We start from the raw sequence: 17,970 nt of genomic DNA on the forward strand, positions 1-17,970 counted from the left end.
TGGCAGCAATCTAAAGGGGGCCGCCGGTAAGTTCGCGGGCGATGGTGCGGACGATTGGCATGGCTTGTTCGGCGCTCATGCCCGCTTTGAGGCGGGGATCATAAAGGATTTTCAGCAGATCCTCGTCGTGATGGGTCAGCAGCGCAAATTCGTCATCATCGTTAAAGATCGACGGGCGCGCCGTGGGGCTGTCATTGGCCAAGCCGAGACCTTGGGCCAGTTCTTCGTGAATACAAGACAAGCGCATCAGCGATGGATTTTCGGCGCGGATCACAGCCACGGCGGCGGTATAGGTGCTGGGATCAGGCCCGCCAGCATAGGCAGCAACGATGCAATAGGTGTCGCGGCGCAGGTTGCGCAGGGCGTTCAGGCTGGCAGGGGTGACGCCGGGAATGCGCTGCGCCGCCTGGACAAGCGCCGCCTCGCGGTCATCATCGCCCGCTATGATCACCATGAAATTTGGGGCACCGCGCAGGGTAACCGGATGGCCGGTGATCCCTGACAGCCGCCCGGCATAGGCGCGCACCGCAGCGCTGTCGGTTTCACGGGTCGAGGGCGGAACGCCGTCACCAAAAACGATCTCCATGCGCACCGGCTGGTCCCAGCGGCGCATCAACGTCTTTTCACCACGGCCGGAAAAGCTGGAATTATATTCGTTGTAAAACGCGATCTGTTCAAAGTTGCGCGCCAGCATTTCAGCCGTATAGGGCGTATCGGGTCCGCCGCCATCACTGCGCAGCAACCCTTGGCTTAACTGCGCTTGCTGCACCTGATTGAAATAGCTCCGCAGCCGCGCGCTTTCTTGGGATGTGGGTTTGGCCACATCAGGGACGGGCAGGGCAAGCGTATGAGGCCGCCCGATAGGCTTGAGGGTCGGGTCAACGCTCGTCTGGAGGGCGCAGGCGCTTAGCAGTAAACCTGCCGCCCCTGTCACCATCCAGCGTTTGAACTGACCGCCCCGCAATGCCATCTACATGCCCTTGTTTTAAGCGGCAGATTTGGATGCCGTGGCCGACGCGAGGGTATCACGCAGTTTGGCTTCCATTTCTTCCAGATCATGTTCGGCAGCGGCACGTTTGGCTTTGCCTTCATCCGCGATCTGCAGCGATTCCTCGATGGTGCCGATCAGATCGGCATTGGCCTGTTTGACCGCTTCGATATCGAATACGCCGCGCTCCATCTCGGTGCGGATGATCTTGTTGCTTTCGCGCAGGTTTTTCGCGTTCGAGGTCAACAATTCATTGGTCAGATCATTGGCTTCGCGCACGGCGACTGCCGCCTCGCGCGACCGCTGGATCGTTACCGCCTGCGCCAGTTGGGTTTCCCAAAGCGGCACGGTGTTCACAAGGGTCGAATTGATCTTGGTGACCAGGGATTTATCGTTTTCCTGAACCAAACGGATCGAGGGAAGCGACTGCATGGTCACCTGACGGGTGAGTTTCAGATCGTGGACACGACGTTCCAGATCGTCGCGTGCAGCGCGCATATCACGCAGTTCTTGTGCCTTGATCACCTGATCGTTCTCGGCGGCGGCCTCTACCGCCGCTTCCATCGCGGGGATGTCGGTGGCATCCAGCTCGGCCATCTTGGCCTCGCCCGCCGCGATATACAGCGCCAGTTCATCATAGAACTGCAACGTCTTTTCATACAGCATATCAAGGGATTTGATGTCTTTCAGCAGCGTGTGTTCGTGGCTCAGCAATTCGTCCGTGACGCGGTCAATCTGACCTTGCACCTTTTCGAACCGGGCTGTGAACTTGGCAAAGGGTGCGGCGCGGCCCAACAGGCGTTCCCACCAGCTGCGGTCGCGGCGAACGTCCAGTTCGGATACGGAAAAACCACGGATGGTGGTGACGATGTTGCGCAGGCTGTCACCGGCGGGGCCGACATCCTTGTTACGCACGTCTTGCAACATTGCCTGGCTGATCTCTTGCAACTCGGCCTGTGCGGCGGACCCGAAAGAGATAATCGACTGGGTCTCGTTCATGTCGATCTCGGCCATGCGGCTTTTGATTGCCGTGCTCATTTTGCCTTTGGCCTTGTCCAGCGGCACAATGGCGTCGGCGGGCGCGGGTTGGGCCAGCACAAGCGCGTTGACCTCGTCAACCAATGCTTCTGTTTGGGTGGCTTTTTCGCGGACTTTGTCGGACATGGGGGTATATCTCTCTATGCTGTGGTGAACGCGCGTTACTTGAGGCGCACGCCTTCTCGGGAAAGCCGCTCGCGCAGCACATCAATCTCAATGTTCAGGTCGGTCTTGTCTTCCAATAGCGATTTTTGCGTCCGCGCGGCAAAGTTTTTGTCCAAATCATCCAGCAGGGCCAGATAATCGGCGCGTGCCTGCGCATCGCGTGTATTGGCATAGATATCAGCAAACTTGAGCGTCGCATCGCGCGCACCTTGCAGATACACCGACAGGTATTTCCGCGCGCCGGTCAAATCACGGGGGTCTTCCTCGACGGTGCGGATCAGGGTGCGCGCGGTTGTCTGGAATTCCGCCAGCCGGTCCGTGACCTGACGGTCGCCCGCGCGTGCAATGGCAACGCTCATGGCTGTCAGGTGTTTTTCGGCTTCTTCGACCACACGGGCAACGCGGCCTTTTTGAAAGCTGTCGATCCCCTCCATCCCTTTGGACGAAAGCGGATCAATGCCAAAAGCCGATACATGCAGACCAAGTGCGGCCAGCCCGTAGATCACAGCGGCAGCAACGCCGGGGTCGTTTTTATAGGCGGCCAAGCCAACGCCGAAACCGGTCAGAACACTCGCGATCATCTTGCGTGGCAGGGCAGGGCGTTCGGCGACCTTGCGGGCGACATAAGCCGCCTCGGCCTTTAGCCCCTCACGCAGCATAAGTGCTGCCCCGGTAAGTGACCCGGCCGCGATCAAGCCCAAGGCCAGCCCCTGAGCGCCATCATTCAGCGACATGAAAACCAGTGGGATCGCGGGGATGAACAGAACATTCGCACGGCCCCCAACCGGGTCAACCTCGACCCGTTTTCCACCGGAGCGGTGCAGGGTGGGCTGGCCGTCGGGCTGTGCCGTGTCGCCGTCCTGACTGTATTTACCGCCGTACCGCTGGCCCATTATAGGCCCCCCAGCCAGCCCGTCGCCACGCCGAACAACAGCACGATCAACGCAGCATAAGTGATCTTTTGGAACGGTGTGGGTACCATCAGGCCCTCTTTGTTTAGTCCGTTAGGGGGTCTCAACATATTCTGCCCTGCACCCAAAATTCGCGTTACGATTGTTAATAATACGTAGCCAATCACAAGGATTAGTACAAACAACACAGCAAATAGAAACAATCGACCCATCTAAAATTCCTTCTGTCCCATATATAGGGACTCTGGTGGCGGGCCGCTAGGGATTCTGGGGGCATGCTTGGTATAACATGCCCACCACAAGCAGAATTCAGGGTTTGCGCGTGCTCTTTACACGGGTGCCGAACTTGCGCGGGGCAGGGCCGTCAGATGCGGGGCGCGCGGGCTTGGACTTGCCGTAACCGGGCTTGGGCTTGCCGGGGATGGTTTTGCCGGTCGCGGTCTTTTCGCCGGGTTCTTTGGGCAGACCGGGGCGACCGGGGCCGGGCATGCCGGGTTTGCGCGGCTTGCGCTTGACGATGTGACTGGGCTTTTTCTTGACTGCGGTGCCGGTATTGTCCTCGATCTCAAGGCCCAACTGGTCGCGCACAACCTTGCGTTTTAGCTCTTCGACTTCGCCGGGTTTCAATTCACCCAACTGGAACGGGCCATAGCTGGTACGGATCAGGCGGTTAACCGACAGATGAACGGCCTCCATCGCGCGGCGGATTTCGCGGTTTTTACCTTCGCGCAGGCCGACTGTCAGCCAGGCATTTGCGCCCTGCTGGCGGTCCAGTGACACCGTCATGGGTTGGAATTCTTCGCCATCGACTGTGATGCCTTTGCGCAAGGGTTCCAGCACCTCCTCGGACGGGCGGCCATTGACGCGAACGCGGTAGCGGCGCAACCAGCCGTTCGACGGCAGCTCGAGCTTGCGCTTTACCTCGCCGTCATTTGTCAGCAGCAGCAACCCTTCGGAGTTCAAATCAAGCCGTCCCACGCTCATCACGCGGGGCATGTCTTCGGGTAGATCATCAAAGATCGTACCGCGGCCTTTTTCGTCGCGGTTGGTCGTCACAAGGCCGGTCGGCTTGTGATACAGCCACATGCGCGGTGGTTCGGGATCGCCCACAGGTTTGCCATCAACGCTGATTTGGTCGGCCGCCGTCACGTTCAACGCGGGCGAATCGATTTGCACGCCGTTGACGCGCACGCGCCCCGCTTCGATCATGCGCTCGGCTTCTCGGCGGCTGGCAAGGCCAGCGCGGGCCAAAACTTTGGCGATACGGTCACCGGCGGGTGTGCCAGCTTGAGGGGGCTGTGTGGGTTTATCTTGGCTCATAATTCAGCGCTTACCTTGTTTCATGCCCTTGCGAAAGGCCTGCATTTGCGGCCAAGTGAGGGGATGGCCTTTACTTCATATATGTCTGCCGCGTTGGAACAAGCCCGCGCAGCCGCCTTGCGCGGCGAGGTGCCTGTGGGTGCCGTGATCGTCGGCCCGCAAGGTCAGATAGTGGCGGCGGCGGGCAACAGAACCCGCGAATTGCACGACCCCACCGCCCATGCCGAGATGCTTGCCATCCGTGCGGCCTGTGATGCTGTCGGGTCAGAGCGGTTGGGGGGACACACCCTTTATGTCACGCTGGAACCTTGCGCGATGTGTGCTGGTGCGATCTCGGCGGCGCGTATTGCGCGGCTGTATTACGGGGCCAGCGACCCCAAATCTGGCGGCGTGGCCCAAGGGGCGCGGGTATTTACCCATCCGCAATGCCACCATGTTCCCGAGGTGTACGACGGCATCGCAGGTCAAGAAGCCGAAACCATGCTGAGCGATTTTTTCGCAGAGAAAAGAAAAGGATAGCCCGATGGCAAGCCGAGATGAGTTGAGCCTTTTCATCCGTGATGCGCTGGTCGCGGGTAAAAGCCGCGCAGATATTACCAGCGCGTTGATCCATGCGGGTTGGAGCGAGCGCGAGATCACCGACGCGTTGGGCGCATGGGCTGAAACAGCATTCACGCCGCCGGTGCCACGCCCCGTGCAAACCGTGTCTGCGCGCGATTTCTTTGTTTATGCGCTGACCTTCGGGATATTGTTGGTCGGTGCCGTCAATCTGGTGATCGTGTTGCAGGTTCTTGTCGATTTGCTGTTCGACAATGACGGCTATGCGGCGGTTGGGCGGATTCGTTTTGGCGTCTCTGTTCTGATCGTCACGGCCCCGTTGTATTTGTGGCTGACGCTGCGCGAACGCCGCAGATTGGCCCGTGACCCTGCGTTGCTCCGGTCCGCAATCCGCAAATGGATGACATATATCGCGCTTTTGCTGGCCGCCGGAACGCTGCTGGGGGATTTGATCGCGACGATCTATGCCCTTTTGACAGGGGATTTCACCACGCAATTTATCCTAAAGGCCGGTATCGTAGGGCTGGTCGCTGGAGGGATATTCCTGTTTTATTATAACGCGATAGGACAAGAGGAACCGGAATGAACCGGATCTTGTTCATCGGGTTTTGTCTGGCTGTCGCCTTTGCGATCGGGGTCGGGCTTTGGGTGGTTGGCGGGCCGGAATATGCCCGCAGGGTCGAACAGGATCGCCAACGCGTGTTTGACCTTGATGTGCTGGCGGATCAGATCACCTGCGTGGGGCAGGTCAAACGCGTCTTGCCGGATAATCTGCAAGGATTGAAGCCTTGCTTTGGCCGGCAGGAAGCAAATCGGAACGATGCTGTAACGAACGCCCCTTATCGCTATACGGTTCTGGGCCCCGATACATTCGAGGTCTGTGCCGATCTTGCCATTGATCCCAAAGCCGCGCGCAGGACGTTGCCGTATAAAAACGATCTGGTCCTGCGCGGCGGCAATACTGTCTGTCTGGAGCGCCGCAAATTTATTGCGGACTAACGATCAAAGCTTGATGGGTTGCATCACCTCTGGTTCGATCACATTCACGCCCGCAAGCCCTGCGATCAGCGCCTCGGCTGATTGTTCAAGCGCGCCGAACGTCCGGTAGTGGCAGGGGATCACGGTCTTGAAATCAAAGTATTTCTTGGCTGCATAGGCCGCCTGCGCCATGTCCATGGTATAAAAACCGCCCGCGCTTAGGATGCCGATATCAGGTTTGTGGTAATCGCCCATCCATTCCATATCGGCCATAATGCCAGTGTCACCAGAGACATAGATTGTGTGGCCTTCGCCTGAAATCATGAACCCGGTTTCGGCACCCATATAAATCGGCATGTTTTCTCCCTCGACCGACGAGGAATGCGAGGCGGGCACCATGGTCACGGCCACCTTGCCGCATGTGATGGAGCCGCCTTTGTTGAAACCTGTCGTGTTTTCGACACCTTGCGCGGCGAAATACCCCATCAATTCGACCATACCCGCAACCGGCGCACCGGTTTTTTCGGCAACCATTTTCAGGTCTTGGGTGTGGTCGAAATGGCCATGTGTCACGAGAATCTGCGTGACGCCGGCAAGTGCGCTAGCGTGGTGTTCATCGCCCAGCATCGGGTTGCCGGTTAGCCAGGGATCAATCAGGATCACTTGATCTTCTAGTTCGATGCGAAAGCTGCCGTGGCCAAGCCAAATGATATTCATGTGTCGTTCCTTTGTTTGATTACCGAGAGTTTAGCGTGTGTTGCCGCTTTGGGGAGCCTCCGGCGGGAGTTTATTTGGCAAAATGAAGCTGAAGCGCAGGGAATGGGCCAATCACGGCCTGCCCAGACTTGCAGGGGGCAGCGGGGGGCGGTAAACGGCAGACAAAGAGATAAGGAGCGCCCATGTCCATTGATGAGACCACCGCCGCACGGGTGGCCAAGCTGGCCCGTATCAAGGTTGAACCAGACGCGTTGCCCGCGCTGGCACAGGAATTCAACAACATCCTTGGCTTTATCGAGCAGCTGAACGAGGTTGACGTTGAGGGTGTTGAGCCGATGACGTCTGTGACGCCTCAGGTTTTGAAGCGGCGCGATGATGTGGTGCGTGACGGGGGCCAGCAGGCCAAGATTTTGGCAAATGCGCCAGATGCACGTGAAGGTTTTTTTGCGGTTCCGAAGGTGGTTGAGTAATGGCTGATTTGAACAAACTGGGCCTTGCTGATGCACGCGATGCGTTGCGCAAAGGGGATGTGTCATCGGTCGAACTGACCAACGCATGTTTGAGCGCGATTGAAGGTGCAGGCGCGTTGAACGCCTTTGTCCACCACACGGCGGATCTGGCGGCAGATCAAGCCAAGGCGGCGGACGCGCGGATTAAGGCGGGTGACGCGCCTGCGATGTGCGGCCTGCCGATCGGCATCAAGGATCTATTCTGTACCAAGGGTGTGCCCTCGCAAGCTGGCTCGCGGATTTTGCAGGGCTTTTTGCCCGAGTATGAAAGCACCGTTTCTCAAAACCTGTTTGACGCGGGCGCTGTGATGCTGGGCAAGCTGAACATGGACGAATTCGCCATGGGATCGTCGAACGAGACGTCCGTTTACGGCAATGCGGTGAACCCGTGGCGGCGTGCTGGCGATGATGCGCAGCTGACACCGGGCGGATCGTCGGGCGGGTCGGCCGCGGCGGTTGCTGCGGATTTGTGTCTGGCGGCAACGGGTACGGATACCGGCGGGTCGATCCGTCAGCCTGCGGCGTTTACCGGCACCGTCGGGATCAAGCCCACGTATGGCCGGTGCTCGCGCTGGGGCGTGGTGGCGTTTGCGTCCTCGCTGGATCAGGCCGGACCTATGACCAAAACCGTGCGCGATGCTGCGATTATGTTGGGTGCGATGGCCGGTTACGACGCCAAAGACAGCACATCGGCCGACTTGGCCGTCCCTGACTTTGAGGCGGCACTAACCGGCGACATCCGTGGTAAAAAGATCGGCATCCCGCGTGAGTACCGCATGGATGGCATGCCCGAAGAGATCGAAAAGCTATGGCAAGACGGCATTGCGATGATGCGCGATGCGGGGGCCGAGATCGTTGATATTTCACTGCCGCACACGAAATACGCGCTTCCCGCCTATTACGTGATTGCCCCGGCCGAGGCGTCTTCGAACCTCGCGCGGTATGACGGTGTGCGCTATGGCCACCGCGCCACGCTTGACCAGGGGGATGGCATCACCGAGATGTATGAAAAAACACGCGCCGAAGGCTTCGGCCCCGAGGTGCAACGCCGTGTGATGGTCGGGACCTATGTGCTAAGTGCTGGTTTTTACGACGCTTATTACAACCGCGCACGCAAGGTACGCACGCTGATCAAGAAAGACTTTGAGGATGCATTTGCCGCCGGTGTGGACAGCATTCTGACGCCCGCAACCCCCTCTGCTGCGTTTGGCTTGGGCGAGATGACAGATGCCGATCCGGTCGCGATGTACCTGAACGACGTCTTTACGGTGACGGTAAACCTTGCCGGTTTGCCCGGGATTGCACTGCCCACGGGCACCAGCACCACGGGCTTGCCGCTTGGGTTGCAACTGATCGGACGCCCGTGGGAAGAGGCCGATCTGCTGTCTACCGCCTATGCGCTTGAGAAGGCGGCGGGCTTTGTAGCCAAGCCAGATAAATGGTGGTAAAAGACTGCCAATAAAGCAGTAAATGAAAAAGCAGGAACAATGATTAAACCTATCTCGCTTGTCACAGCTTTGGGCATGGCCCTGTCTGCGTGCCAACCTGCCATTCCCGACAGCGGGCGCGGTGCCGGGTTCGATGATTTCCAGGCGCAGCAATCCCAGCGTGATGCGGCCTTGGCTGCGCCCCCGCAAGGGGAATTCCCCGCGCCTTCCGCTGTCAGCGCATCTGCGTTGTCCGCGCCAAACGACGGGTCAGCCGCTGCGACAGCGGCGGAAACAGCCCGTATTCTAGATGCGACGCGCCCCGGCGGCCTTGGCAACGACGCTGCAACAAACTCTGGTGTCGTGCCGATCAACGCCAGCCCCGCCAACGCGGCCCCCCCGGTTCTGAACGCCGAAGGGATCTCGCAGGAAAACAACTTTGACGCTGTCGCGGGCGAACGTAGCATCGAAAGCGATGCGGCGCGCATTGCCGCAAACCGCGCGCAGTACCGCGTTGTCCAGCCCGAGGCATTGCCGGATCGTACAGACGCAGGGCCCAATATCGTATCTTATGCCTTGCAGAACAAACACGGCGTCGGGACAGCGGTCTATACCCGTCGGGGATTGAACAAGGAGCGCAAGTTTGTGCGTGCCTGTGCAGAATACAGCCACCCCGACCAGGCCCAAATCGCCTTTCTCAGCGCGGGCGGTCCGGAACGGGATCGCGCGGGCATGGACCCCGATGGCGATGGATACGCCTGCGATTGGGATCCGTCCCCCTACCGTCGGGCAATCGAGGGGTAACCACCAAGCGTGGCTAAAGTGACCAAATACCTCTCTCCAAATCAAGGGCCGCGCCGGGATGGGCTGCGGCCCTCGCTCGTTGTGATCCACTATACCGCGATGCAAACCGCCGCGGATGCGCTGGAACGTCTTTGTGACCCCGCAGCCGAGGTGTCAGCCCACTATCTGATCTCGAGGCAGGGCGACATCATCCAGATGGTCGAAGAAAACAAACGCGCATGGCACGCAGGGCAAGGGGAATGGGCGGGGCAGGGTGACGTCAACTCTCGCTCCATCGGGATTGAGCTGGACAATACAGGCAGCCACCCGTTTCCCGAACCACAAATGAGCGCGCTTGAAACGCTTCTGCGGGGCACATTAGACCGGTGGGATATCCAGCCTGATGGCGTCATCGGTCACTCTGACATGGCACCAGGCCGCAAAGCAGACCCCGGCCCACATTTCGACTGGGCACGCCTTGCAAGGCAAGGCCTCGCAGGCCAAGGCAAACCAAACCCGTCATCTGCAAACCCTTCCGCCGAAACTTTCACGGCTCACGCAAAACAAGCAGGCTTTAGCGCCGACGTGCCGCTTGAGACGCTTTTGACTGCCACACGCCTGCGCTTTGCCCCATGGCGTTCCGGCCCGCTCTGCGCTGATGACATGAACCTCTGCCACATGCCTGCTTCCAAATGGAAATAAATCCCCGCCGGAGGCATCCGAGCCCCGAAACAGATTGACGTCGCACAACGTAAAACGCTAGGCGTGCAGCGCGCGGAAGGCTGGGTGGCCGCGGTCCTGGTAACAGGGTCGAGGAAAGTCCGGACTCCAAGGAAAAACGGTGCCGGGTAACGCCCGGGCGGGGTAACCCGACGGATAGCGCCACAGAAAACAAACCGCCTCCCCGGCGGGTCGGGCAACCGATACCACCGGGGCGGTCAGGGTGAAACGGTGCGGTAAGAGCGCACCGCGGGGGTGGTAACATCTCCGGCACGGCAAGCCCCACCGGGAGCAATGCCAAATAGGGACCGCGTGCTGCGTCTGGCAACAGACAAAGCGGGGCTTTTTCTGCCCCAGCAGGTCCGGGTTGGCAGCTATAGCTCTGCAGGTAACTGCAGGGTCAGAGGAATGGTCATCCCCTGTCTTCGGGCAGGGACAAAATCCGGCTTATAGGCCTTCCGCGCATCTTTTACGGCCCCGATCGGAATTTTTTGAAAATTCCGGTACGGAAAATTCGAATTTTCCGGCTCCTTTCCGCATTGGTGAGGAAATAGCGGTTGACTCGGGGGCTGGCGTGACTAGAACCCAAATCTCAGGATTTCACGAGGCTTGGTCGAAGAGCGGCCTTCTCGTACTTGCAGGAGAACGACTATGGCGAAGCCAACCACGATCAAGATCCGTCTGAACTCGTCCGCGGGCACAGGCCATTTCTACGTAACAAAGAAAAACGCGCGTACCATGACCGAAAAGATGGTCATCAAAAAGTACGACCCCGTTATTCGGAAGCACGTCGAATACAAAGAAGGCAAGATCAAGTAAGATCTGCCCTTTAAACGGATTGCAGGACCGCACCCTTGTGTGCGGTCTTTTGCGTTTCTACCACTGTGCTTTACAGGTGCACCCCGCGCACCCGCATCCAAAGGCGATCTCATGCCCAAAGAAGGCCACTTTATAAACCGGAGCAATTGGTTGCGTGCAGCCGTGCTGGGGGCCAACGATGGCATTGTGTCCATGTCCAGTTTGCTGGTCGGTGTCACATCGGCTGGCATGGCGTCCGGGAATGTGATGCTGACGGGCTTTGCGGGGCTTACCGCTGGGGCGCTGTCGATGGCGGCGGGGGAATATGTTTCGGTGTCCGCTCAGGCTGATGTCGAAGCGGCCGATCTGGAACGCGAACGCATCGCATTGGAAGAAGACCCCGATTACGAGCTTGAGGAACTGGCAGAAGGCCTCGAAAGCCGTGGTGTCGATGCCGTATTGGCCGTCAAGGTAGCGGCCCAGATGACCGACCATGACGCCCTTGGTGCCCATGCCCGCGAGGAGTTGGGCATGTTTGGCCTAGCCGGTCAGGCGAACCCGTTGCAGGCGGCTGGGGCCTCTGCGCTGGCCTTTGGCATCGGCGGTGCATTTCCTTTGGCAGCCGCGCTTTTAGCCCCGCGTGCGGCAGACATTAGCGCAATTGCAGCGGTCGCTGTTCTGGCGCTGGTTCTGCTGGGCGGTGGTGGCGCAAAACTGGGCGGCGCGCCGTTGCGGCCAGGGATCATACGTGCCGTCATTTGGGGCGTCGTGGCGATGCTGTTCACCGCTGGGGTGGGACAGCTTTTCGACAGTGTTGTCTAGCAATTGGCTGGCCTAAAGACGGTATCCCCCTGAAATCGTCAGAACCTCACCAGTCACAAAGCTTGCATCGGCGCTGGCCAGAAACCGTACGGCGCGCGCGATATCTTGGGGCGTCCCGATCCGGCCCAATGCGGTGTCTTTCACAAACAGCTCTGTCAGCGCATCAGGGCGCGGGTTTTCCGCGATGTTGATGGCCCCCGGTGCGACGGCATTAACGCGTATGCCCCGTGGCCCCAGCTCTTTGGCCATGGCGCGCGTCCACAGGTTTAACGCGGCTTTGCTGGCCCCGTAAAGCGCGGCCCCCTTGGGTGGCAGCACCGCATTCACCGATGATATATTCACAACCGCAGCGCCACTGTGCAGATGCGGCAGGGCTGCGGCCAGCAGGTCGGCAGGGGCCAGCACGTTCACGGCCAGCAACGCATGTTGATCTGCCGCGTCAAAGCTATCCAGAGGGGTCGACCGGACAGCGCCGGCGTTGTTGACGATCACATCCAGCTGTCCGAAATGCGCGATCAGCGTTTCCACCATGTCTGCGCAGGCCCCGTCTTGGGTCAGGTCTGCTTGGATCGCGAGGATACTGTCAGGCAGCCCCTGTGGCGGCGACCTGTGCCAGACAATCGCAACGTTATGATCTTGGGCCAGATCATCGGCAATGGCGCGGCCGATGCCGATGGCACCCCCGGTGACAAGGACGGTTCTGGGCATGGGGGGGCGTTCCTTTCATTCAGTTGCTGGCCGTGTGGCCGGTCAGGAAAACATCACTGTTACCGGTCCTGAGGGGCGATATGCTTGGTCTTGGCTGTTTGTCGGGCGATGTCGTCTAAGTCGTACTTCAGGCCGCGCCGCGTGGTCGAGGCGGGCTGATACGCAAGGCTGACCTTGGCACGGCGGTCCAGCGCGGGGCGGATCGGGCGTGGGACAAATCCACCAGCGCAATTGGGGCAGACGTTTTGCAGCACATCCTCGACGCAGCTCGCGCAAAAGGTGCATTCATAACTGCATATCCGCGCGTCAGTGGCGTTTGGCGGCAGGTCTTTGTCACACATCTCGCAATTGGGTCGGAGTTCCAGCATGGTGCGGTCCTTTCTGCGGGTGGGCATGGGGCAAACAAACGCGACAGCTGGAGGGTATGCAAGGGGGCAGGGCATGAAAAAAGGCCCGCCAGATTTCTCTGACGGGCCTTTGTATTCGTAAGTGTGTCGTCGTTTATTCGCGGTTGCCGAACAGTTGCAGCAACATCATGAACATGTTGATAAAGTTCAGGTACAGGCTAAGCGCGCCCATGATACCCGACTTTGCCAGCCACTCTTGGTCGCCGTGTTGGGCGTGCGCAAGGTATGTGGCCTTGATGTTTTGCGTGTCATAGGCTGTCAGACCCGCAAAGATCAGTACGCCGATGGCAGAGATCGCGAAAACCAAGGCAGGCGAGCCCAGGAAGATGTTGACGACAGATGCAACGATCAGACCGATCACACCCATGATCAAGAAGCTACCCCAGCCCGAGATGTCTTTCTTGGTGGTGTAGCCCCACAACGACAGGCCCGCAAAGGCGATCGATGTGATCAAGAAAATCTGAATGATCGAGTAGCCTGTGAAGACCAGGAAGATCGAGCTGATGGAAATACCCATGACAGCGGCAAATGCGTAAAACAGCGTCTGTGCGGTCGCAGCCGAGATTTTATTCATGGCGGCACCAAGGCCAAAGACAAAGGCGAGTGGCGCAAACATGACAACCCACTTGAGTGGCGACATGTACAAGGCTGACCCGAACGAGGTCAGATACTTGTCAGTACCGATCTGCGCCACGGCGGCGGCAGGGTCTGTTGTGACTGCAAGACCGGAAATGGCCCAAGCAGCGGCAAAGGTGATCAACATGCCAATCGACATGGTGCCATACACCTTGTTCATATGGGTGCGCAGCCCCTCGTCGATAGCGGCGGCGCGGGATCCGGCAGCGGACCGGATTGTATTCACGTCGGCCATGAAAGTCCTCCAATTGGTAAAAGAGTTGCGGGATTGGTTTTCCTACCCCGGTATTGCATGGAATATCGGGTGACTGGCGCAGTTTTTCAAGGCTTTTCCGCTGATTATCGGTAAGTGGTTTCAATAATGATAATGGCTTACCTATGCCACGCGGGGCACCACTTGTGCAGCCCAACTGGCGGGGTACCAGTTCCTCTGACCAGAGGGGGCCGGAAACTTGGGTTTTAAATAGCCGATTTTGACGGGGAACCTGCCGGCAAATCAGCCACGACGACAAAAGCCTTGCGCAGCACATCACAATATCTGATGCTTTACATGATTTAATCACGAAAGCATATGGATGAGAAACCTTGATATCACCACGCTTAGGTCCTTTGTTGCCGTGGCGGATTCCGGCGGGGTGACACGTGCCGCGGGCTTTCTGCATCTAACCCAATCCGCCGTCTCAATGCAGTTGAAACGTCTCGAAGACCTATTGGGCCTCGAATTGCTGGATCGGTCGGGCCGCACCATCGCATTGACGGCAAGCGGCGAACAGGTGTTGGCCTATGCCCGCCGCATGATTGCGTTGAATGATGAAATGATTGGCAGACTGACGGATCAATCGCACGAGGGGGTGATCAGCTTGGGCGTGCCCCATGACATCGTCTATCCGGCGATCCCCCAAGTGCTAAAGCAGTTTCATGCGGTTTTCCCGCGGGTTCGGGTGCAGTTGGAATCCTCTTACACCCGTACGCTCAAGGAAAGCTTTGCCAAGGGGGCCTGCGATTTGATCATGACCACGGAAAGCGGTCTTGATACCGGCGGTGAAACGCTATGCGCAAAGCCCCTGATCTGGATCGGGGCACCGGGTGGCGCGGCGTGGCGCCAGCGGCCGTTGAAACTGGCCCTTGGTCGTTTCTGCACGTTCCGCCCCAAGGTGGTCGAGGCGCTGGACCAGCATAAGGTCAAATGGGATTTGATTGTCGAGACAGAAAGCGACCGCACCATCGAGGCGACGGTGAGCGCCGATCTTGCTGTGCATGCGATGATCGACGGCACCGAGCCGCCTCATCTTGAGCGGATACATCACCACGGCGCGCTGCCGGTTCTGCCGGCGCAGAACATCAATCTCTACGGTGCTTTAGCAACGCGGAATATAGTGCACGATTCGTTGGCGGGCATGATCCGCGATATGTTTCGAAAATAACCGAAAGGATAGATGGTACCCCGATTGCACCCTGCAGATACACGGAATTGCACTGTCATCGCCAGCGCAGGTTGACCATACGTCCTTTGGCCGGAGTTTTGAAACGCTGACGTCTGTCAGGTGTTTTCTCAATCAGGGCAGGAATATGATCTTTGCACTCCCGCAATGGGTAGGAGAAGTTTACTGGCGACACATAAATGCCTTTTTTCACATTTAGGTATCGCCGTGGACTCAAATGCACGTATAGGGTGTGTTGTATTTTTAGAGAATATGCACCTGCAAATGTTTAAGTGAGAAATAGAACCCCGATCTTATTAGGGTTTATATGCATTCGGACTTTATTTGTGAGCGTTTAAAGAGTAAATGAGGCCATAAGGCTGCGGAGATGGCGATTTTTAACCATTTCCGTTAGATGTAAAACGTACTGCACATGTCCGTGTGCATGCAACTGGAAAGAGTATAGCGATGCCGCACAAAGTAGATGTTCATGTAGGACAGCGTATCCGTCAACGCCGCTGGTTGGCCGGAATGACGCAACAAAAGCTTGCAGAACTGGTGGGAATAAAATTCCAACAGATCCAAAAATACGAAACGGGTGCGAACCGCGTCAGCGCGTCGCGTTTGTGGGATATTGCGGATGCACTAGGTGTAGAGGTCGCGCATTTCTTTGAAGGGCTCGAGGCTGAAAAAGGCCAGTCTGATACGCCGCTAAGAAATATTCCCGCCGACCTGATTGGCGACAAGGAGGCCATGGATCTGGTGCGTTCGTATTATTCGATCCCGGAACACCAACGCCGCCGCCTTTTTGAACTGGCGCGCGTTTTGAGTGATGTAGCCTGATACTAATCGACCTAGCCCCATAGGGGGGGTCGTCAAGGTTATTGCAACAGTAATAAGTTGATGTCACTGAAAGGGTCATGAAAATTCATGATGACCTTGATCCCGACATCCTTCGTGTCGGCCATTTATTGGCCGATGCCGCCCGAGTAGAGACACTGGCGCATTTTCGAGCGCCGGATTTGTCTGCTGATAACAAACTTTCGCAAGGCTATGATCCTGTCACCATCGCGGACCGCGCAGCGGAACGTGCCATGGTGGACATTCTGGCGCGCGAACGGCCCGATGATGCCATTCTGGGCGAGGAATATGGCGCTGTTGCGGGTACGTCCGGCCTGACATGGGTCTTGGATCCGATTGATGGCACACGGGGGTTCGTCTCTGGGACGCCGACATGGGGCGTGTTGATTGCCGTAGGTGGCAGCGACGGCCCGTTTTTCGGGATCATTGATCAACCTTATATTCGTGAACGCTTTGTTGGCGGCCCGGGTCTGGCAATGGTCACCGGGCCCAGCGGTACGCATCCGCTGAAAACCCGCGACGCGCGCGATCTGTCAGAAGCGACAGTTTTCACCACATTTCCAGAAGTTGGCAGTGCCGACGAAGGGGCAGCCTTTCATCAGGTGGCACAGAAGGCTCGGCTGACCCGCTATGGCATGGATTGCTATGCTTATGCGCTGGTCGCGGCTGGCCAGGTCGATCTGGTGATTGAATCGTGCCTGAATGCCTATGACATCCAAGCCCCTATTGCCGTGATCCAAGCCGCAGGCGGGATCGTTACCGATTGGCAAGGTGGCCCCGCACATCAGGGGGGGCGTGCCGTTGCGGCGGCGAATGCTGAAATCCACGCGCAGGCGCTCGAAATTCTTCGGGCCTGCCCCGCGTGACAGAGATCCTTGTCCGAAACGCTGATCACATCCTGACCATGGACGACACGCGCCGGGAATTGGCCGGTGCAGACATCCTGATCCGGGATGGGGCCATCGCCGAGGTCGGGCATGGATTGACTTGCGAGGGGGAGGTCATCAACGCGGCAGGATGTGTCGTGACGCCCGGCCTCGTGAACACCCATCACCATTTGTACCAGACATTAACCCGCGCTGTGCCGGGCGGGCAGGACGCATTGTTGTTCGGCTGGCTGCGCACGCTCTATCCGATTTGGGCGCGGTTCACGCCAGACCATATGTTCACCTCGGCCCAGATCGGGCTGGCCGAACTGGCCCTGTCTGGCTGCACCCTCAGCTCGGACCACTTGTATCTTTATCCCAACGGATCGCGGCTGGAGGATACCATTCACGCCGCCCGCGAAATTGGCCTGCGTTTTCAACCCACCCGCGGCGCGATGAGCATTGGCGAAAGCGACGGCGGCCTGCCGCCCGACGCGGTGGTCGAGGATGAGGCCACGATCTTGAACGATTGCGTCCGGGTGATCGACGCCTTTCATGATGCCAGCCCGTCATCGATGTGCCGTGTGGCGGTCGCCCCCTGTTCGCCGTTTTCCGTCAGCTGTGATTTGATGCGCGATGCTGCAGTGCTTGCGCGGGACAAAGGGGTGATGCTGCACACCCATCTGGCCGAAAACGATCAGGACATCGCCTATTCCCTAGAGAAATTCGGCTGCAGGCCCGGGCAATATGCCCAAGATCTCGGCTGGGTCGGCCCTGATGTGTGGCATGCCCATTGCGTCAAGCTGGACCAAAGCGAGATTGACCTGTTTGCCCGGACTGGCACAGGCGTTGCGCATTGCCCGTGTTCCAACTGCCGCTTGGGGTCTGGCATCGCACCTGTGCGCAGGCTGCGCGATGCGGGCGTGCGTGTGGGTCTGGGGGTGGATGGATCGGCCAGCAACGACGCCAGCAACCTGATCGGCGAAGCGCGACAGGCCATGTTGTTGCAACGCGTGATGCTGGGCGCTGACGCCATGAGCGCGCGCGAGGCGCTGGAAATCGCCACCCGTGGCGGCGCTGATGTACTGGGGCGCCCGGAATGCGGGCGGATCGCAGTGGGCGCGCGGGCGGACATTGCCATTTGGGATGTCAGCAGGATCGAGAGCGCGGGCAGCTGGGACCCAGCAGCCTTGCTGATGGCGGGTCCGCAGACCGTGCGGGATCTGTTGGTTGAGGGGCGCAGGATTGTCGCAGACGGGCAGGTGCAAACCATCGATCTGCAAGCACAACTGACGCGGCAAAAGACCTTGGTGCAGGGCCTGCAGGCGCAGTTGTAA

21 protein-coding genes and 1 other RNA gene are annotated in these 17,970 nt (G+C 58.6%); 14 read left to right on the forward strand and 8 right to left on the reverse strand.

Annotation, left to right across the window (positions count from 1 at the left end):
- Positions 1–10: 10 nt before the first annotated feature.
- The 4 genes from KZZ06_RS14145 to KZZ06_RS14165 all read right to left on the reverse strand — a co-directional run bounded on the left by KZZ06_RS14145 (position 11) and on the right by KZZ06_RS14165 (position 4,422).
- Positions 11–970, reverse strand: coding sequence for a DUF2927 domain-containing protein (locus tag KZZ06_RS14145; protein WP_257884371.1), 960 nt, complete (start codon positions 968–970; stop codon positions 11–13).
- Positions 971–985: 15 nt separating this feature from the next.
- Positions 986–2,152 (reverse strand): toxic anion resistance protein, encoded by a 1,167-nt coding sequence (locus tag KZZ06_RS14150; RefSeq protein WP_219580774.1) that lies wholly within the window; start codon positions 2,150–2,152, stop codon positions 986–988.
- Positions 2,153–2,187: 35 nt separating this feature from the next.
- Entirely contained in the window at positions 2,188–3,084 is an 897-nt protein-coding gene (locus KZZ06_RS14155) for a 5-bromo-4-chloroindolyl phosphate hydrolysis family protein (protein ID WP_219580775.1), read from the reverse strand.
- Positions 3,085–3,411: 327 nt separating this feature from the next.
- Complete coding sequence (locus tag KZZ06_RS14165; RefSeq protein WP_219580777.1) at positions 3,412–4,422, reverse strand: pseudouridine synthase; 1,011 nt, start codon at positions 4,420–4,422, stop codon at positions 3,412–3,414.
- A gap of 63 nt (positions 4,423–4,485) precedes the next feature.
- Between KZZ06_RS14165 and KZZ06_RS14170 the strand changes: the two genes are divergently transcribed.
- From KZZ06_RS14170 to KZZ06_RS14180, 3 genes are read left to right on the forward strand one after another with little or no spacing between them, the layout of a single operon-like run.
- The gene (locus KZZ06_RS14170; protein WP_219580778.1) at positions 4,486–4,941 is read left to right on the forward strand and encodes a nucleoside deaminase; all 456 of its coding nucleotides are present in this window, start codon (positions 4,486–4,488) and stop codon (positions 4,939–4,941) included.
- Positions 4,942–4,945: 4 nt separating this feature from the next.
- Positions 4,946–5,566: a DUF5671 domain-containing protein gene (locus tag KZZ06_RS14175; RefSeq protein WP_219580779.1), complete on the forward strand. Its 621-nt coding sequence runs from the start codon at positions 4,946–4,948 to the stop codon at positions 5,564–5,566.
- Entirely contained in the window at positions 5,563–5,979 is a 417-nt protein-coding gene (locus tag KZZ06_RS14180; RefSeq protein ID WP_219580780.1) for a hypothetical protein, read from the forward strand. The genes KZZ06_RS14175 and KZZ06_RS14180 overlap by 4 nt, the downstream gene beginning before the upstream one ends.
- A gap of 3 nt (positions 5,980–5,982) precedes the next feature.
- Here KZZ06_RS14180 and KZZ06_RS14185 read toward each other — a convergent pair whose 3' ends face one another.
- The gene (locus KZZ06_RS14185; protein WP_219580781.1) at positions 5,983–6,675 is read right to left on the reverse strand and encodes a metal-dependent hydrolase; all 693 of its coding nucleotides are present in this window, start codon (positions 6,673–6,675) and stop codon (positions 5,983–5,985) included.
- A gap of 182 nt (positions 6,676–6,857) precedes the next feature.
- Here KZZ06_RS14185 and gatC point away from each other — a divergent pair, with 182 nt between their 5' ends.
- The 7 genes from gatC (at position 6,858) to KZZ06_RS14220 (ending at position 11,734) form a co-directional block, all read left to right on the forward strand.
- Entirely contained in the window at positions 6,858–7,145 is a 288-nt protein-coding gene (gatC, locus tag KZZ06_RS14190; protein WP_219580782.1) for an Asp-tRNA(Asn)/Glu-tRNA(Gln) amidotransferase subunit GatC, read from the forward strand.
- On the forward strand, positions 7,145–8,632 hold the full coding sequence (gene gatA / locus KZZ06_RS14195; protein WP_219580783.1) for an Asp-tRNA(Asn)/Glu-tRNA(Gln) amidotransferase subunit GatA: 1,488 nt from the start codon (positions 7,145–7,147) through the stop codon (positions 8,630–8,632). Before gatC ends, gatA begins: the two co-directional genes overlap by 1 nt.
- A gap of 39 nt (positions 8,633–8,671) precedes the next feature.
- Positions 8,672–9,415 (forward strand): hypothetical protein, encoded by a 744-nt coding sequence (locus KZZ06_RS14200; RefSeq protein WP_219580784.1) that lies wholly within the window; start codon positions 8,672–8,674, stop codon positions 9,413–9,415.
- 9 nt (positions 9,416–9,424) lie between these two features.
- Positions 9,425–10,096 carry an N-acetylmuramoyl-L-alanine amidase gene (locus KZZ06_RS14205; protein WP_219580785.1) on the forward strand — a complete coding sequence of 224 codons (672 nt, stop codon included), beginning with the start codon at positions 9,425–9,427 and terminating at the stop codon, positions 10,094–10,096.
- A gap of 72 nt (positions 10,097–10,168) precedes the next feature.
- Positions 10,169–10,580: RNase P RNA component class A (gene rnpB, locus KZZ06_RS14210), an RNA gene on the forward strand.
- Positions 10,581–10,765: 185 nt separating this feature from the next.
- Positions 10,766–10,933, forward strand: a complete 168-nt coding sequence (gene rpmG / locus KZZ06_RS14215; protein WP_005852281.1) for a 50S ribosomal protein L33 — start codon at positions 10,766–10,768, stop codon at positions 10,931–10,933.
- A gap of 111 nt (positions 10,934–11,044) precedes the next feature.
- The gene (locus tag KZZ06_RS14220; protein WP_219580786.1) at positions 11,045–11,734 is read left to right on the forward strand and encodes a VIT1/CCC1 transporter family protein; all 690 of its coding nucleotides are present in this window, start codon (positions 11,045–11,047) and stop codon (positions 11,732–11,734) included.
- Positions 11,735–11,746: 12 nt separating this feature from the next.
- Here KZZ06_RS14220 and KZZ06_RS14225 read toward each other — a convergent pair whose 3' ends face one another.
- The 3 genes from KZZ06_RS14225 to KZZ06_RS14235 all read right to left on the reverse strand — a co-directional run bounded on the left by KZZ06_RS14225 (position 11,747) and on the right by KZZ06_RS14235 (position 13,720).
- Positions 11,747–12,442, reverse strand: coding sequence for an SDR family NAD(P)-dependent oxidoreductase (locus KZZ06_RS14225; protein WP_219580787.1), 696 nt, complete (start codon positions 12,440–12,442; stop codon positions 11,747–11,749).
- 59 nt (positions 12,443–12,501) lie between these two features.
- Positions 12,502–12,810, reverse strand: coding sequence for a DUF1272 domain-containing protein (locus KZZ06_RS14230; protein WP_219580788.1), 309 nt, complete (start codon positions 12,808–12,810; stop codon positions 12,502–12,504).
- A 133-nt stretch (positions 12,811–12,943) separates the two neighbouring features.
- Positions 12,944–13,720: a Bax inhibitor-1/YccA family protein gene (locus KZZ06_RS14235; RefSeq protein WP_219580789.1), complete on the reverse strand. Its 777-nt coding sequence runs from the start codon at positions 13,718–13,720 to the stop codon at positions 12,944–12,946.
- A 340-nt stretch (positions 13,721–14,060) separates the two neighbouring features.
- On the opposite strand from KZZ06_RS14235, the gene KZZ06_RS14240 reads away from it, so the two are divergent.
- The 4 genes from KZZ06_RS14240 (at position 14,061) to KZZ06_RS14255 (ending at position 17,970) form a co-directional block, all read left to right on the forward strand.
- Entirely contained in the window at positions 14,061–14,909 is an 849-nt protein-coding gene (locus KZZ06_RS14240) for a LysR family transcriptional regulator (protein ID WP_219580790.1), read from the forward strand.
- A gap of 465 nt (positions 14,910–15,374) precedes the next feature.
- The gene (locus tag KZZ06_RS14245) at positions 15,375–15,749 is read left to right on the forward strand and encodes a helix-turn-helix domain-containing protein (protein WP_219580950.1); all 375 of its coding nucleotides are present in this window, start codon (positions 15,375–15,377) and stop codon (positions 15,747–15,749) included.
- 77 nt (positions 15,750–15,826) lie between these two features.
- Complete coding sequence (gene hisN / locus KZZ06_RS14250) at positions 15,827–16,633, forward strand: histidinol-phosphatase (RefSeq protein ID WP_219580791.1); 807 nt, start codon at positions 15,827–15,829, stop codon at positions 16,631–16,633.
- Positions 16,630–17,970, forward strand: coding sequence for an 8-oxoguanine deaminase (locus KZZ06_RS14255; RefSeq protein ID WP_219580792.1), 1,341 nt, complete (start codon positions 16,630–16,632; stop codon positions 17,968–17,970). The genes hisN and KZZ06_RS14255 overlap by 4 nt, the downstream gene beginning before the upstream one ends.

Source organism: Sulfitobacter sp. CW3 (genome assembly GCF_019392245.1).
In the GTDB taxonomy this organism is placed as follows: Bacteria; Pseudomonadota; Alphaproteobacteria; order Rhodobacterales; family Rhodobacteraceae; genus Sulfitobacter.